This is a genomic window from Streptomyces sp. NBC_00878 (genome assembly GCF_026341515.1).
Classification (GTDB): Bacteria; Actinomycetota; Actinomycetes; order Streptomycetales; family Streptomycetaceae; genus Streptomyces.
This window is the reverse complement of the sequence record NZ_JAPEOK010000001.1, coordinates 9,075,157-9,090,453: the sequence shown is the minus strand read 5'-3', so window position 1 is coordinate 9,090,453 and position 15,297 is coordinate 9,075,157. Positions and strand designations below refer to the sequence as shown.

Genomic DNA, 15,297 nt, shown 5'->3' with positions numbered 1-15,297 from the left:
CCTTCAGCTCGCTCGCGGCAGGCAAATCGGCGCTGGCAGCGGGTCACCCACCCCCGCTCCCTACCGAACGGTACCTTCCCAGGCCGCCGTTTGGTGAACGGCGGGGAGTGGCCCGAAGTGCCCATCCGCACAAGGCACATCGCCCCAAGTGCCACCGAAGGGGGCTAATCGCCCACTTCGCCGTAGGCGGCGAGGAGCACCGCCGGGTCGGGGCCCTCCAGGACGGTGGGCTTGCCCAGGCCGTCGAGGACGATGAAGCGCAGGAGGTCGCCGCGGGACTTCTTGTCGACCTTCATGGTCTCCAGGAGCCTCGGCCACTGGTCGTAGCGGTAGCTCAGCGGCAGCCCGACGGACTCCAGGATCGTGCGGTGCCGGTCCGCGGTCGCGTCATCGAGGCGCCCCGCCAGCCGGCCCAGTTCGGCCGCGAAGTGCATGCCCACCGCGACCGCCGCGCCGTGCCGCCACTCGTAGCGCTCGTTCTTCTCGATCGCGTGGGCGAGGGTGTGCCCGTAGTTGAGGATCTCGCGCAGCCCGGACTCCTTCAGGTCGGACGAGACGACCTCGGCCTTGACCTTGATGGAGCGCTCGATGAGCTCGGCGGTGTGCGGTCCGGCGGGGGTGCGGGCGCCCTGCGGGTCGGCCTCGATGAGTTCGAGGATCGCCGGGTCGGCGATGAAGCCGGCCTTGATGATCTCGGCGAGTCCGGACACGAAGTCGTTGACCGGCAGCGAGTCGAGGGCGGCCAGGTCGCACAGCACACCGGCGGGCGGGTGGAAGGCACCGACGAGGTTCTTGCCCTCGGCGGTGTTGATGCCGGTCTTGCCGCCGACCGCCGCGTCCACCATGCCGAGCACGGTGGTCGGGATGGCGATCCAGCGCACTCCGCGCAACCAGGTCGCCGCCACGAACCCGGCGAGGTCGGTGGTCGCCCCGCCACCCACGCCGACGATCACGTCGGTGCGGGTGAAGCCGGACTGTCCGAGCGCCTTCCAGCAGTACGCGGCGACCTCGGCGGTCTTGGCCTCCTCCGCGTTGGGCACCTGGATGGCGACGGCGTCGTAGCCCTGCCCGGCCAGGTCGGCCCGCAGCGCCTCACCGGTCTCGGCGAGTGCCTCGGGGTGGATCACCGCGACCCGCTTGACCCTCTCTCCCACCAACGCGCCCAGTTCGCCGAGCAGTTGGCGGCCGACCAGGACCTCGTACGGCTCGCTGCCCGCCGTGCCGCCGACGTGGATCCGCGTCACTGCCTCGCTCATGCCTTCTTCAACTCCAGTGCGTCGAGGACCGCTTGGGCGACCTCTTCGGGGGTGCGTCCGTCAGTGGCCACCACGGCGCTCGCGACCTCGGTGTACAGGTGGCGGCGGGCGTCCATCAGCTCGCGCCACTGCCTGCGCGGATTGACGGCGAGCAGGGGCCGGGCGGCGTTCAGGCCGGTGCGCTTGACCGCTTCCTCGACGTCCATGGAGAGGTACACGACGGGCTGTCCGGCCAGCAGCGCCCGGGTGTCCGCGTCGAGGATCGCGCCGCCGCCGAGTGCCAGTACGCCGTCGTGCCCGGCCAGGGCCTGCCGGACCGCCTGCTTCTCGATCGCGCGGAAGGCGGGCTCGCCCTCGTCCACGAAGATGTCCGCGATGGTGCGGCCCTGCTCGGCCACGATGTCGTCGTCGGTGTCCCGGTAGACGCAGCCGAGCCGCTCCGCGACCATGGCGCCGACCGTGGACTTGCCGACCCCCATGGGGCCGACCAGGATCACGCGCGGAGCGCTCACCGCACGACCAGGTTCTGGAGGTACGACTCGACGTTGCGCCGCGTCTCGGGCACGGAGTCGCCGCCGAACTTCTCCGCCACCGCGTCCGCGAGGACCAGCGCCACCATGGCCTCGGCGACGATGCCCGCGGCCGGCACCGCGCACACGTCCGAGCGCTGGTGGTGCGCCTTGGTCGCCTCACCGGTCGCCACGTCGATGGTGGCCAGTGCGCGCGGCACCGTCGCGATGGGCTTCATGGCGGCCCGTACGCGCAGGAGTTCGCCGGTCGTCAGGCCGCCCTCGGTGCCGCCGGAGCGCCCGGAGGTCCGCCTGATGCCTTCGTCGGTCCGGACGATCTCGTCGTGCGCCTTGGAGCCCGGCACCCGCGCCAGGTCGAAGCCGTCGCCGACCTCGACCCCCTTGATGGCCTGGATGCCCATGAGCGCGGCCGCGAGCCGGGCGTCGAGCCGCCGGTCCCAGTGCACATGCGAGCCGAGACCCACCGGCACGTCGTACGCGAGGACCTCGACCACGCCGCCGAGCGTGTCGCCGTCCTTGTGGGCCTGGTCGATCTCCGCGACCATCGCCTTCGACGCGTCGGCGTCGAGGCAGCGCACCGGGTCGGCGTCGAGCCGCGCCACGTCGGCGGGGGTCGGGTAGACGCCGTACGGCGCCTTCGCGGCGGCCAGCTCGACGACGTGCGAGACGACCTCGATGCCTGCCGTCTCCTTGAGGTACGAACGCGCCACGGCGCCGAGAGCGACTCGGGCTGCGGTCTCGCGCGCGGAAGCCCGCTCCAGGATCGGCCGGGCCTCGTCGAAGCCGTACTTCTGCATTCCGGCGAGGTCGGCGTGGCCGGGCCGGGGCCGGGTCAGCGGGGCGTTGCGCGCCAGCTCGTCGAGGATCTTCGGGTCGACGGGGTCGGCCGACATGACCTGTTCCCACTTGGGCCACTCGGTGTTGCCCACCATGATCGCGACCGGGGAGCCCAGCGTGAGACCGTGCCGCACGCCGCCCAGGAAGGTGATCTCGTCGCGCTCGAACTTCATGCGCGCGCCGCGTCCATACCCGAGGCGCCGCCTGGCCAGGTGGTCCGCCACCATCTCCGTGGTGATCGGCACGCCGGCGGGAAGTCCCTCCAGCGTCGCGACAAGTGCGGGACCGTGGGACTCCCCCGCGGTCAGCCAGCGCAACCTGCTCAACGGTGCTCCTCATGCTCGCGCCCTGGTACTGCGTACTGCCTTTGCGTACGCGTGTCCTCGCGTACGGCGACGGCGCGACCGGGTGCGCGGCCCTGGCCCGCCACCCACGATCCTCCCACGTCCGCGCCCCCTGCCCCGCCGCAGGTCCATCAGGCGGACGGCGACGCGGTCAGGTCGTGGCGTCGTCCTGGCGGGACGGGGGTGCGTAGACACCGAGGTAGTCGGCGCCGCGGCCCTGCCCGTACTGCGCCGCAGCGTGGACGGGCTGGCCCGCGCGCACCGCCCGTCGGTAGGCGAGCTTGTGCTTCAGCTTGTAGGCCCAGGTCGCGAGCACGGCGACCACCACGAGCCCGAGTGCGGTCATCTGCACCCAGTCCGGCAGGAAGCCGAGCACGGCCTCGAATATCTCCGACTTCCACGACGCCAGCGTCACATGCATGGATCAGCCCCCCGGCTCCCCCGAGTTCCGCCCCTGCGGAACCAAAGGCCGCATCGTATCGGCCCGTCCTACCTGCTCGCGAGCGCCTTCTCGCCCGCTGCGCGCATGGCGTCCAGCGGCGCCGGTCCTCGCCCGGTCATCTGCTCGACCTGGAGCACGGCCTGGTGCACGAGCAGGTCGAGGCCGCTGACGACGGCGCCTCCGTACCCTGACCAGCGGGCCGCCAGTGCGGTGGGCCACGGGTCGTACAGCACGTCGAAGAGCGTGGCGGGCCGCTCCGGGACGGCGGCCGACAGGTCGTCGGTGGTACCCGCCGGGGTGGTGGCGATGACGAGCGGCGCGCGCAGGGCATGCGCCGCGTCCGCCCAATCCTCCGTACGCACCTCTACGTCGAGCCGCGCGCCCCACTGCCGCATCTCGGCGGCGCGCGCCTCGCCGCGTACGTACGCGACGACCTCGCCCGTGCAGATCCGCGCGAGTGCGGCGAGCGCGGAGGAGGCGGTGGCGCCCGCGCCGAGGATCGCCGCGGAGTCCACCTGCTCGATGCCCCGCTCCCGCAGGGCTGCGACCATCCCGGGCACGTCGGTGTTGTCGCCGAGGCGCTGCCCGTCCTCCGTGAACACGACCGTGTTCACGGCCTCGACGGCGGCCGCGGTCTCGCTGATCTCGTCGAGCAGGGGGATCACCGCCCGCTTCAGCGGCATGGTCAGCGACAGACCGGCCCATTCGGAACCGAGTTTCCCGACGAATCCGGGCAGGGCCGCCTCGTCGACCTCGAAACGGTCGTACGACCAGCCATCGAGGCCCAGTTCCGCGTATGCGGCGCGGTGCAGCACCGGGGAGAGGGAATGGGCGATCGGGGAACCGAGAACAGCGGCCCGACAGCGCCGGTCCCCGTCAGTCCTTGTTGCGCCGTGCATTGAATTCCTGAACCAGTTTCTCGTGCTCGCTCAAGGTCTTGGTGAAGTCCGTCTTCTTCCCGTCGACGGAGATGAAGAACATCCACGCACCGCTGTCCGGACTCACCGACGCCTTCAGCGCCTCCTGACCCGGGTTTCCGATCGGCCCGGGCGGAAGACCCTTGTAGAAGTACGTGTTGTACGGGTCGTCGTAGTTGCGGATCTCGCTCGTGACGATATCGATCTTGCTCTGACCCTTAAGGTAGTTGTACGCCGAATCGAATTCGAGTTTCTGGTTGGTGATGGTATTCGTCGACTTCAGGCGGTTGTAGACGACGGCGGCCATCTTCTTGAAGTCCTGGCTCGTGATGCCTTCGGCCTGAACCAGGCTCGCAACCGTGATGACCTGCAACGGGTCTTTCAGGTTGAGTTCCTTGGCCTTCGTCTCCAGGTCGTACTTGGCGTACTCCTTATTGGCCTGTGCCACCATTTCCTTCAGGACCGTTTCGGGCTTCATACCCTTGGCGGCGGGATAGGTCGCCGGGTAGAGGAATCCTTCCAGCGGATCCTTGATGTCACTGTCGCTGTTCGCCCAGTCCGGAAGTCCGAGGCTCTTGAACTTCTTTTTCGCGACGTCCTTGGTGGTGCCCGCGGCGACACCCAGCTGTTTGTCTATCGCCGCGTACACCGCGCCGTTCCGCTGCCCCTCCTTGACCACCAGGCTGCTCTGACTCTTGGGGTCGAGCATCAGCGCGACAGCGCTTTTGGCGGACATCTCCTTCTTGAGCAGATAGGAGCCCGGCTGGATCTTGTCCCCGTTCGGGTTGGACGCCTGCGCGGAGACGAAGGCGTCCACACTCTTGACGACACCCGCCGCCTTCAGTTTCTGGCCGATCACCGACCCGAAGGCATCCTTGGGAATCACCACGGTCACTTGTTCGCTCGTGCCGTCGCCCGCGTAGTCGGGCGCCGCGCCGAAACGCTCCTGGTAGAACTGGTAGCCGTAGTAGCCGACCCCGCCGATCACTCCGGTGAAGACAAGCGCCAGGACCATGCAGCCGATGCCACTCCGGCCCTTCTTCTTGCCGGTGTCCTTGCTGCCCTTGTCGCCTTTGCCCCGCCGACGGCCGTTGGCCTCGTCATCGGCGTCGTCATCATCTTCGTCGTTGCCGCCCGCGAAGAACGCGTGCTCACCCTGGTCCGGGCCCGGATCCCAGTCGGTCGGCGGCGGTTCCGGCTCGGCTCGACGGCGGCTCGGCGGCTGCGGCGGCGGATACGCGTCGGGGGTCCCGTACTGGTCGGGCCGCTGACCGCCGTACGCGGCGGACTGGCCGCCGTAGGGATCGTTCGGATCGACGCCGTACGGGACCCGGGGCTGCTGCTGGGGCTGTTGCTGGTGTTGCTGCCCCGTGTTGTCCCAGCCCCCGTTGTGCTGCTGGCCATCGCTGTACTGCTGCCCGCCGTTGTTGTACTGCTGGCCACCGTTGTTGTACCGCTGACCACCGTTGTTGTATTGCTGGCCGCCGCCGTACTGCTGACCGCTCTGGTCCTGATACGCCTGCCCGCCCTGGCCGTTGTACTGCTGCTGGGGCTGGCCGCCGTACTGCTGGTTCTGGGTGTACTGCTGCTGGTGACCCTGGGCGTAGTACTGCTGCTGCCCCTGGTCGTAGCCGGCCTGCTGGCCCGAGCCCCAGTCGCCGTACTGCTGCTGCGGCTGCTGCGGCTCCTGCGGGTGGTGCTGCGGCTGGCCGCCGTAGGGGGACTGGGCCGCGTGGGCCTCCTGTCCTCCCCATCCGCCGTCCCCGTAAGCCGGGTCCTCCGGATGCCACGGTTCGGAGCCTGGGCCCCGGCCATACTCAGTCATCGATCCCCTAGAGCCGCGAGGCGGCGGTCGCGTAGTGGCTGTGGCTCGGCTCCCGTCCGCCTCTCTTCTGTGCGGAGGTTAATCGAACACCACCGCATCGCGCGGAACGTTACCGTACCGCGATCAGCTGACCACTTCGACGCCCTCGCCCGGAGATCTACCCGACGCCCGTTCGGACTCCAGTGCCTGCTGGAGGATGATCACGGCCGCTGCCTGGTCGATGACCGATCTGCCCTTCTTGGACTTCACGCCCGAGGCGCGCAGTCCCTGACTGGCCGTCACCGTGGTCATCCGCTCGTCCACGAGCCGCACCGGAACAGGTGCGATACCCCGGGCGAGGTCCTGCGCGAAGGCACGGACCTTGACGGCGGCCGGGCCCTCGCCCCCCTTGAGGGAGCGAGGAAGTCCGACGACGACCTCGATCGGCTCGTACTCCTCGACGAGCTGCTTCAACCGCCGGTGGGCGGCGGGGACATCGCGTCCCGGCACGGTCTCCACCGGAGTGGCGAGGATCCCGTCGGGGTCGCACGAGGCGACCCCGATCCGGGCATCCCCTACGTCAATGGCGAGACGGCGGCCGCGGCGCATGACCCGCTCGCCCTCGCTCATTTGGCTGTCTCGGCCACGAGGCGCTCGACGGCGTCGACGGCGTCACCGATGGCGGCCGGGTTCTGACCGCCGCCCTGGGCGACGTCCGGCTTGCCGCCACCGCCGCCGCCGAGGGTCTTGGCGGCGGCACGCACCAGGTCACCGGCCTTGAGGCCGCGCTCGCGGGCGGCCTCGTTGGTGGCGATGACCGTCAGCGGCTTGCCGCCCACGGTGGTGAAGAGGGCGACCACGACGGCCCGTCCGCCCTGGATGCGGCCGCGGACGTCGAGGACCAGCCTGCGCAGGTCGTCGGCGGTCGTGCCGTCCGGGACCTGGCCGGTGACCAGGGCGACGCCCTGAACGTCCTTGGCGGACCCGGCAAGACCGGCGGCGGCCTGGAGCACCTTCTCGGCGCGGAACTTCTCGATCTCCTTCTCGGCGTCCTTCAGCTTGCCGAGCATCGCGGAGACCTTCTCCGGGAGCTCTTCCGGACGGCCCTTGATCAGCTCCTGGAGCTGGGCGACGACCGTGTGCTCACGGGCGAGGAAGTTGTAGGCGTCGACGCCCACCAGGGCCTCGATACGGCGTACGCCGGAACCGATCGACGACTCGCCGAGCAGCTTCACCAGGCCCAGCTGGGCGGTGTTGTGGACGTGCGTGCCGCCGCACAGTTCCTTGGAGAAGTCGCCGATGGTGACGACGCGGACGCGCTCGCCGTACTTCTCGCCGAACTCGGCGATGGCGCCCTGCTTCTTGGCCTCGTCGATGCTCAGGATCTCGGCGTGCACGTCCAGGTCGCGGGCGAGCACCTCGTTGATCTTCTGCTCGACGTCCGTCATCACGGCCGTGGGTACGGCGGCCGGGGAGCCGAAGTCGAAGCGGAAACGGCCGGGCTGGTTCTCGGAACCGGCCTGGGCGGCCGTCGGGCCGAGGGCGTCGCGCAGGGCCTGGTGCGTGAGGTGCGTGGCCGAGTGGGCACGGGCGATGGCCGTGCGGCGGCGTACGTCGATGACGGCCTGGGCCTTGGCACCGACGGTCACCTCGCCGACCTGGACGACGCCCTTGTGGACGTACACGCCCGGGACCGGCTTCTGGCAGTCGCGGATCTCGATGACGGCACCGGTGTCCACCTTGATGCGGCCGGTGTCGCCGATCTGGCCGCCACCCTCGGCGTAGAACGGGGTGCGGTCGAGGACGATCTCGACCTCGTCGCCCTCGGTGGCGGCCGGCGAGGAGACACCGTCGACGAGGATGCCGACGACCGTGGACTCGCCCTCGGTGTCCGAGTAGCCGATGAAGTCGGTCTCGCCGGCGGCGTCGGCGATCTCGCGGTAGGCGCCCATGTCGGCGTGCCCGGTCTTCTTGGACTTGGCGTCGGCCTTGGCCCGCTCCCGCTGCTCCTTCATCAGGCGCCGGAAACCGTCCTCGTCCACGGAGAGGCCCTGTTCGGCGGCCATCTCCAGGGTGAGGTCGATGGGGAAGCCCCAGGTGTCGTGGAGCAGGAAGGCCTTGTCGCCGGGCAGCTGCGCGCCGCCGGCGGCCTTGGTCTCCGTGACAGCGGTGTCGAGAATGTTCGTGCCGGCCTTCAGCGTCTTGAGGAAGGCGTTCTCCTCGGCGACGGAGACCTTCTCGATGCGCTCGCGGTCGGTGACGAGCTCGGGGTACTGCTGGCCCATCATCGAGATGACGGTGTCGACGAGGTCCTTGACCACCGGACCCGTGGCGCCCAGCAGGCGCATGTTGCGGATGGCGCGGCGCATGATGCGGCGCAGGACATAGCCGCGGCCCTCGTTGCCCGGGGTGACGCCGTCACCGATGAGCATCACGGACGTGCGCATGTGGTCGGTGACCACGCGCAGCGAGACGTCGGAGCCGTGGGCGGCGCCGTACTCGACACCCGTCAGCTCGGTGGCCTTCTTGATGACGGCCATGGAGGTGTCGATCTCGTACATGTTCTGCACGCCCTGCAGAATCATGGCGAGGCGTTCCAGGCCGAGGCCGGTGTCGATGTTCTGGCTCGGCAGGTCGCCGAGGATCTCGAAGTCCTCCTTCGAGGTGCCCTCGCCGCGCTCGTACTGCATGAAGACGAGGTTCCAGATCTCCACGTACCGCTCGTCGTTGACGGCCGGGCCGCCCTCGACGCCGAACTCGGGGCCGCGGTCGTAGTTGATCTCGGAACACGGGCCGCAGGGGCCCGGGACGCCCATGGACCAGTAGTTGTCCTTCTTGCCGAGGCGCTGGATGCGCTCCTTGGGCACACCGACGACGTCGTGCCAGATGCGCTCGGCCTCGTCGTCCTCCAGGTACACGGTGATCCAGAGCTTCTCCGGCTCCAGGCCGTAACCGCCCTTGTCCTGGGGGCTGGTGAGCAGCTCCCAGGCGTACTTGATGGCGCCTTCCTTGAAGTAGTCGCCGAAGGAGAAGTTGCCGCACATCTGGAAGAACGTGCCGTGCCGGGTGGTCTTGCCGACCTCTTCGATGTCCGGCGTGCGGACGCACTTCTGGACGCTGGTGGCGCGGTCGAACGGCGGCTTGACCTCACCCAGGAAGTAGGGCTTGAAGGGCACCATGCCGGCCGGGACCAGGAGCAGAGTCGGGTCGTCCGCGATGAGCGACGCCGAAGGGACGACGGTGTGACCGCGCTCCTCGAAGAAGCTCAACCAGCGGCGACGAATCTCGGCCGACTCCATCAGTGGTCCTCATTCCGGTTGTACGAGTACGTCGACCTCTCGACGTACGTCGGGTTCTTGCGGTACTTCGTGGTGTCGCTGTTCTCGATGGCCGCGACGCGCCGCGGGGAGGGCAGTTCGGGATCGGTGTTCAGTCCGAGCACCTCGCCGAGTTCGGCCTCCCGCTGGACCATTCCGTCGCGGACGTCGAGCGCGAAGTCCTTGATGCGGTGGCCCGCTTCGAGTGCCTTGTTGGCTGCCTGGGCCGCGAGGCTCTCGGGCGTCAGCTGCCGGAGCTTGCGGTTGACCTTGGTGGTGGCCCACACACCGGCGGCTGCGCCAGCGGTGAACCAGAACGTACGGCGGAACATCGCTGCGTCAGTCCTTCTTCCGCTTTCCCCGTCGCGCCGACGGGACGGTGCGGCCCACGATCACGGTACGTCGCGCGGGCTTGGCGGGCGCGTCCTCGCGGCGGCCGCCCATGGCCCGGCGCACGCCGTAGCCGAATGCCGCGACCTTCACGAGGGGGCCGCCGAAGGTGGACGCGACGGTCGTGGAGAGCGCCGACGCGTTCGACGTGACCTCCTGGACGTCCGAGGCGATGGCGTCGACCCGGTCGATCTGGGTCTGTGCGGAGCGCACGGCCGTGGAGGCGTCTGCCAGAAGCGGGACGGCCTGGTCGGTCACGTCCGCGACGAGCTTGGTGGTCGCCCTGAGCGTCTGGGCCAGCCTCACGAGTGCCACCGCGAGGAAGGAGACCAGGATCGCCCAGAAGACGGCCACCAGGATCCCGGCCACCTCTCCACCGGACACTGCGCACCCGCTCCCTGGATTCGTGCCTCGACATCGGAGACATCGAAAAGTCGTCCCCCGAGCCTATCGCGCCGGGGCAGCCGCTCCGTACCGGATTACCGCCCGCCGGAGGCGCAGTTGCGCGAAGCGATTGTACGGAGTGCTTACGCTTGAGTACGCTCCGTTCCCCATGCGACGTTCTCAGCGTTCCGGTGCGGGGTCCGGCGGTCATCGGGCCGGGAATCTGCCCCTGGAGCTCAAGGCGTTCGTGGGCCGCGCGGCCGAACTCACGCAGTTGAGCGCGGCTCTGGGCGCGGCGCGCCTGGTCACCGTGACGGGTCTTGGCGGGGTCGGCAAGTCGCGGCTGGCGGCGCGTGCGGCGGCCAGGACCCGGCCGCGCGACGGGGTGATGGGGGTCCCCCCGCTCATGGGGGTCCCCCCGCTCATGGGGTCCCCCCGCTCATGGGGTCCCCCCGCTCGAGCGAAGCCGAGAGTGGGGGAGAAGCCGAGAGTGGGGGAGCGTGGAGCTGGCCGCGGTGCGCGAGGCGGAGCTCGTCGAGTACGCGGTCGTCGAGGCCCTGGGTCTGACGGATCACACGTCCCGGCCGCCGCGCCAGGTGCTGCTCGACCATCTGTCGAAGCGTCAACTCCTGCTCGTACTGGACAGGTTCGAGCACCTGGTGGACGTGTGTGCCTCGCTGGTCGGTGAGTTGCTGCGCCGGGCGCCGGGGCTGCGGGTGCTCGCCGTGGGGCGCAGGCCGCTGACGGTGGAGGGCGAGCGGCTGTTCCCGTTGACGCCGCTGACCGAGCGGGAGGCGGCCGAGCTGTTCGCGGACCGCGCGGCCTTGACCACACCGGGATTCACCCTCCATGACGGCAACCGTGCGGACGTGCTCGAACTGTGCCGACGGCTCGACGGCATCCCGCTCGCGGTCGAGCTGGCGGCGGGACGGCTGCGGACCCTCTCCCCCGCGCATCTGCTGATCCGGCTCGACGACCGTTTCCGGCGCCAGAGGGGGCATTCCACCTGTAACGCCACGGAGGGTGTCAGATCGCCGCTAGGTCGCCTCATCCGACGGCAAGGTCGTCGGGTCTACCGCCGGACGGGCGGAAAGTGACGCCTGTGGAGGCCCTGTAAGACCGGTCCAGCCGGATCGGCGAAGGCCTGTTGAAGCAGGAACCCGTGGTGGCGCTGCCTAGGTCCTGTCGTCAAACTCCCGCCGTCCGCCCGGAGGGCGGGCCATGCGGCGTCAGGTGCGTGCTCTGGGGGTCCCCCCGGCCGGAGGCTGGGGGAGTGCCGGGCACAGGCCCTCGTACTGGACGTACTTGGGGCTGTGCCCGGTGCGGCGAGTGGGGGCACCTCCCACGCCCTTAAGGCTGTGGGGGAGCGTGCGTGGCGTCGCGTGGCAGGCGGGAGTTTGACGACAGGGCCTAGCAGTGCGGACCAGAATCTCCTGCCATCGGGTGGGAGAGGGCGTCAACGGATGCTGGACACGGACCGGTATACGGGGCGGGCCAGCTCACAGGCGGGGGTCGGCACAGTTCAGCTGCGCCGACCCCGCCTCGTACCTTGGGGCCCGGCGACCCGGTGCGAGCTGGACTGGTTCTCGCCCCGGCAGCGCGAGGTGGCCGCGCGCGTGGAGGCGGAGCTGCCGAATCTGCGCCGCGCCCTGGAGCAGTGTCTGTCCGAGCCGGGCGGCGGGAATCTCGGCCAGTATCTGGCGGGCACGCTCTGGTTCTACTGGGTCGGCTGCGGCCGGCTGTCGGAGGGGCGGCACTGGCTGGAGCGGAGCGTGCTCCTCGACACCGAGCACGAGCGGTCGCGGTTGAAGGCCCTGTGGGTGCTCGGCTATGTGGCGATCCTCCAGGGCGACACGGTGACGGCTCTGGCCGCGCTCGCCGAGTGCCGGGAGGAGGCGGAGAGCGGCGGCAATCCTCTCGCGCCGGCCTACGCCGAGCACCGCACCGGCTGTCTGGCGCTGGTCACCGACGACATGCCCCGTGCGGAGACGCTGCTGCGTTCGGCGCTCGACCGCTATCAGGAGATCGGCGAGCTCAACAGCAACGTCCTGATGGGCCAGGTCGAGCTGGCGATGACGCTGGCCTTCCAGGGTGATCTGCCGGGCGCGGTACGGCTGTGCGAGGACGTGCGCCGGGTCTGTACGGACCACGGGGAGCGCTGGCCCCTCGCGTACGCGCTGTACGTCCTCGCGTACGCGGCCTGGACCGAGGGCGATCTGCCTCAGGCCCGGCGGTTGCTGGTCGAGTGCCTGGACATCAACCACGTCTTCCACGATCTGCTCGGCACCGTCCTGGCGGTGGAGCTGCTCGCGCTGCTCACGGCGGCGGAGGGGGATGCCGCCGAGGCCGCGGTCCTCCAGGGGGCGGCATCCCGGATGTGGCCGTCGGTGGGCCTGCCGCTGTTCGGCTCCGCCTACTACAACGCCCCGCACGAGCAGTGCGAGGCGACGGCCCGGGAGCGGCTGGGCGACGAGCGGTACGAGGAGTGCGTACGGGCCGGGGCGCTGCTCGGCCGACAGGCCGCGGTGGGCCGGGCGCTCGGCCGACAGGCCGCAGTTGCTCGGTACGCTGCCGCCGCCGCGCGGGCTGCCGGAGCTCCCGGACACCACGCGAAAGCCCGCCGCCTCGCCCACCCGGAAGGGCGGGGAGACGGCGGGCTGACGCACAGGTGGTGCTACATCCGGCTGAGGGTGATCAGCGGGCGTAGTACTCGACGACGAGCTGCTCGTCGCAGATCACCGGGATCTCCTTGCGGTTCGGCTCGCGGTCCAGGCGGAAGGCCAGGGCGCCGAGGTTCACCTGGAGGTAGCGCGGGGTCTCGCCGTCGGGGGCGAAGCCACCGGCGCGGGCGACCTCGAACAGCGTCTTGCTGCGGCTGCGCTCGCGGACCATCACGACGTCGTCGGGCTTGACGCGGAAGGACGGCTTGTCGACCTTCTGGCCGTTGACCTCGATGTGGCCGTGGACGACCATCTGGCGGGCCTGGTAGATCGTGCGGGCGATGCCCGAACGCAGAACCAGGGCGTCGAGACGACGCTCCAGCTCGATGACCAGGGCCTCACCGGTCTTGCCCTGCGTCTTGGCGGCACGCTCGTAGGCGCGGACGAGCTGGCGCTCGGACACGTCGTACTGCGCGCGCAGACGCTGCTTCTCGAGCAGACGGACCTTGTAGTCCGAGTTCTGCTTACGGCCGCGGCCGTGCTCGCCCGGCGGGTAGGGGCGGGCCTCGAAGTACTTGACGGCCTTCGGGGTCAGCGCGATGCCGAGGGCACGCGACTTCTTGACCTTGGGGCGGGACTGGTTCGCCATGAACCAAACACCTCATGTTTCTGATGCGAATACGGCTTCACCAGGGTTAGGGGAGGTCGCAATCCGCAGCCAGGGAAACCCTGCGGGTCCGGTCGGTCGGACCTGCGGGGCAGCCGCTCCCTGTGCTGGGCACATACGTGCAGCACGCGAGTTGCCCACCGACCGTTTCCCGGAGATCCGGGAGGGTGGTGGGCTGCCCGCGACACCTTCGACGGTGCGCGACGCTCCTGGAATCCCCGCCTTGCGGTGAGGGCTCCGGCTGGATGTCCCGTTCTGGTGATGTCGGCCGCCTCGTTAGAGAGAGACCGGACACGGGACGCAGCGCTTCAGGGAGTCTACAGGGTGGCCAGGACCGGTCAGGACCGCCCTCGACCGAGGTGCTTCCTGGTCCACTCCACCGCGTCCGCGTAGCGCGCCTCGGCTCCGTGGCGGGTGGGGGTGTAGTACTCGCGGTCCTTGAGCTCCTCCGGCGCGTACTGCTGGGCGGCGATTCCCTCGGGCAGGTCGTGCGGATACACGTACCCCTGCGCGTGGCCGAGCTTGGCCGCGCCCTTGTAGTGGCCGTCGCGCAGGTGCATCGGCACGGGGCCCGCGTGACCCTTGCGTACGTCTTCCATGGCGGCGCCGATCGCCGTCGTCGCCGCGTTCGACTTCGGGGCCAGGGCGAGGGCGATGGTGGCGTGGCTGAGGGTGAGCGCGGCCTCGGGGAAGCCGATCATGGCGACGGCCTGGGCGGCGGCGACCGCTGTCGGCAGCGCGTGCGGATCGGCCAGGCCGATGTCCTCGCTGGCGGAGATCATCAGGCGGCGGGCGATGAAACGGGGGTCCTCGCCGGCCTCGATCATCCGGGCGAGGTAGTGCAGCGCGGCGTCCACGTCCGAGCCGCGGATGGACTTGATCAGGGCGCTCGCCACGTCGTAGTGCTGGTCGCCGTCGCGGTCGTACTTCACGGCCGCCCGGTCGACCGTCTCCTCCAGGGTCTGGAGGGTGATCTGGGGCTCGCCCTTGTCGAGCGCGGACCCGGCGGCGGCCTCCAGCGCGGTCAGCGCGCGGCGGGCGTCGCCGCCGGCGATCCGCAGCAGGTGCTCTTCGGTGTCCTCGGGGAGGGTGACCGCCTCCTTGAGGCCGCGCTCGTCCGCGAGGGCCCGCCGGAGCAGCCCGCGCAGGTCGTCGTCCGTGAGCGGTTCGAGCGTCAGCAGCAGCGAGCGGGACAGCAGCGGGGAGATCACCGAGAAGTACGGGTTCTCGGTGGTCGCGGCGATCAGTGTCACCCAGCGGTTCTCGACGGCCGGGAGGAGGGAGTCCTGCTGGGCCTTGCTGAAGCGATGGATCTCGTCGAGGAAGAGGACGGTCTCCTTGCCGAAGCCTCCGGTGGCACGGCGGGCGCCCTCGATGACCGCACGGACCTCCTTGACGCCTGCGGTGATCGCGGAGAGCTCCACGAAACGCTTGTCGGTGGCCTTGGAGACCACGTACGCCAGGGTCGTCTTGCCGGTTCCGGGCGGCCCCCAGAGGATGACCGAGGACTGACCCGCCGGACCGCCGCCGTCGCCGACCAGTCTGCGCAGGGGTGAGCCCGGCTTCAGCAGATGCTGCTGGCCCACGACTTCGTCGAGGACGCGCGGGCGCATCCGTACCGCCAGGGGACTGCTGGACGGATCCTTCTCCTGGCGTTCTTCGGCTGCGGCGGTGAACAGGTCGGGCTCCACGTCCAAAACCCTATGTCACGCCACTGACAACGCCGTCGGCCCGGTGGAATTCACCGGT

Annotated in this window: 12 protein-coding genes and 2 pseudogenes; 2 read left to right on the top strand and 12 right to left on the bottom strand. The window is 70.0% G+C overall.

From position 1 onward, the window contains the following. Nucleotides 1–164 precede the first annotated feature (164 nt). The 10 genes from aroB to OHA11_RS39450 all read right to left on the bottom strand — a co-directional run bounded on the left by aroB (nt 165) and on the right by OHA11_RS39450 (nt 10,221). Nucleotides 165–1,256: a 3-dehydroquinate synthase gene (gene aroB, locus OHA11_RS39495; protein ID WP_266504744.1), complete on the bottom strand. Its 1,092-nt coding sequence runs from the start codon at nt 1,254–1,256 to the stop codon at nt 165–167. Beyond that, the gene (locus OHA11_RS39490; protein ID WP_266507768.1) at nt 1,253–1,735 is read right to left on the bottom strand and encodes a shikimate kinase; all 483 of its coding nucleotides are present in this window, start codon (nt 1,733–1,735) and stop codon (nt 1,253–1,255) included. The genes aroB and OHA11_RS39490 overlap by 4 nt, the downstream gene beginning before the upstream one ends. A 29-nt stretch (nt 1,736–1,764) precedes the next feature. Next, complete coding sequence (gene aroC / locus OHA11_RS39485; protein ID WP_266504741.1) at nt 1,765–2,949, bottom strand: chorismate synthase; 1,185 nt, start codon at nt 2,947–2,949, stop codon at nt 1,765–1,767. A gap of 169 nt (nt 2,950–3,118) precedes the next feature. After that, nucleotides 3,119–3,388 (bottom strand): hypothetical protein, encoded by a 270-nt coding sequence (locus tag OHA11_RS39480; protein ID WP_266504739.1) that lies wholly within the window; start codon nt 3,386–3,388, stop codon nt 3,119–3,121. A 68-nt stretch (nt 3,389–3,456) separates the two neighbouring features. Then, nucleotides 3,457–4,308, bottom strand: a complete 852-nt coding sequence (locus OHA11_RS39475; RefSeq protein ID WP_266504737.1) for a shikimate dehydrogenase — start codon at nt 4,306–4,308, stop codon at nt 3,457–3,459. Continuing rightward, complete coding sequence (gene mltG / locus OHA11_RS39470; RefSeq protein ID WP_266504734.1) at nt 4,286–6,151, bottom strand: endolytic transglycosylase MltG; 1,866 nt, start codon at nt 6,149–6,151, stop codon at nt 4,286–4,288. Before mltG ends, OHA11_RS39475 begins: the two co-directional genes overlap by 23 nt. A gap of 123 nt (nt 6,152–6,274) precedes the next feature. Next, nucleotides 6,275–6,739, bottom strand: a complete 465-nt coding sequence (gene ruvX / locus OHA11_RS39465) for a Holliday junction resolvase RuvX (RefSeq protein ID WP_266507766.1) — start codon at nt 6,737–6,739, stop codon at nt 6,275–6,277. A 17-nt stretch (nt 6,740–6,756) separates the two neighbouring features. Further along, nucleotides 6,757–9,429, bottom strand: coding sequence for an alanine--tRNA ligase (gene alaS / locus OHA11_RS39460; protein ID WP_266504732.1), 2,673 nt, complete (start codon nt 9,427–9,429; stop codon nt 6,757–6,759). Beyond that, nucleotides 9,429–9,779 (bottom strand): DUF6167 family protein, encoded by a 351-nt coding sequence (locus OHA11_RS39455; RefSeq protein WP_266504730.1) that lies wholly within the window; start codon nt 9,777–9,779, stop codon nt 9,429–9,431. Before OHA11_RS39455 ends, alaS begins: the two co-directional genes overlap by 1 nt. Nucleotides 9,780–9,786: 7 nt before the next feature. Then, nucleotides 9,787–10,221, bottom strand: coding sequence for a DUF948 domain-containing protein (locus OHA11_RS39450; protein ID WP_266504727.1), 435 nt, complete (start codon nt 10,219–10,221; stop codon nt 9,787–9,789). Nucleotides 10,222–10,390: 169 nt separating this feature from the next. Here OHA11_RS39450 and OHA11_RS39445 point away from each other — a divergent pair. Further along, nucleotides 10,391–11,207: pseudogene (locus OHA11_RS39445) on the top strand (AAA family ATPase); the annotation flags it as partial. Between the two features lie 450 nt (nt 11,208–11,657). Next, nucleotides 11,658–12,882 (top strand): annotated as a pseudogene (locus OHA11_RS39440) (regulator); the annotation flags it as partial. 33 nt (nt 12,883–12,915) lie between these two features. Here OHA11_RS39440 and rpsD read toward each other — a convergent pair. Further along, a complete protein-coding gene (rpsD, locus tag OHA11_RS39435) occupies nt 12,916–13,530 on the bottom strand; it encodes a 30S ribosomal protein S4 (RefSeq protein ID WP_266504724.1) in 615 nt (204 codons plus the stop codon). A gap of 356 nt (nt 13,531–13,886) precedes the next feature. Continuing rightward, the gene (locus OHA11_RS39430) at nt 13,887–15,239 is read right to left on the bottom strand and encodes a replication-associated recombination protein A (protein ID WP_266504722.1); all 1,353 of its coding nucleotides are present in this window, start codon (nt 15,237–15,239) and stop codon (nt 13,887–13,889) included. Nucleotides 15,240–15,297 lie beyond the last annotated feature (58 nt).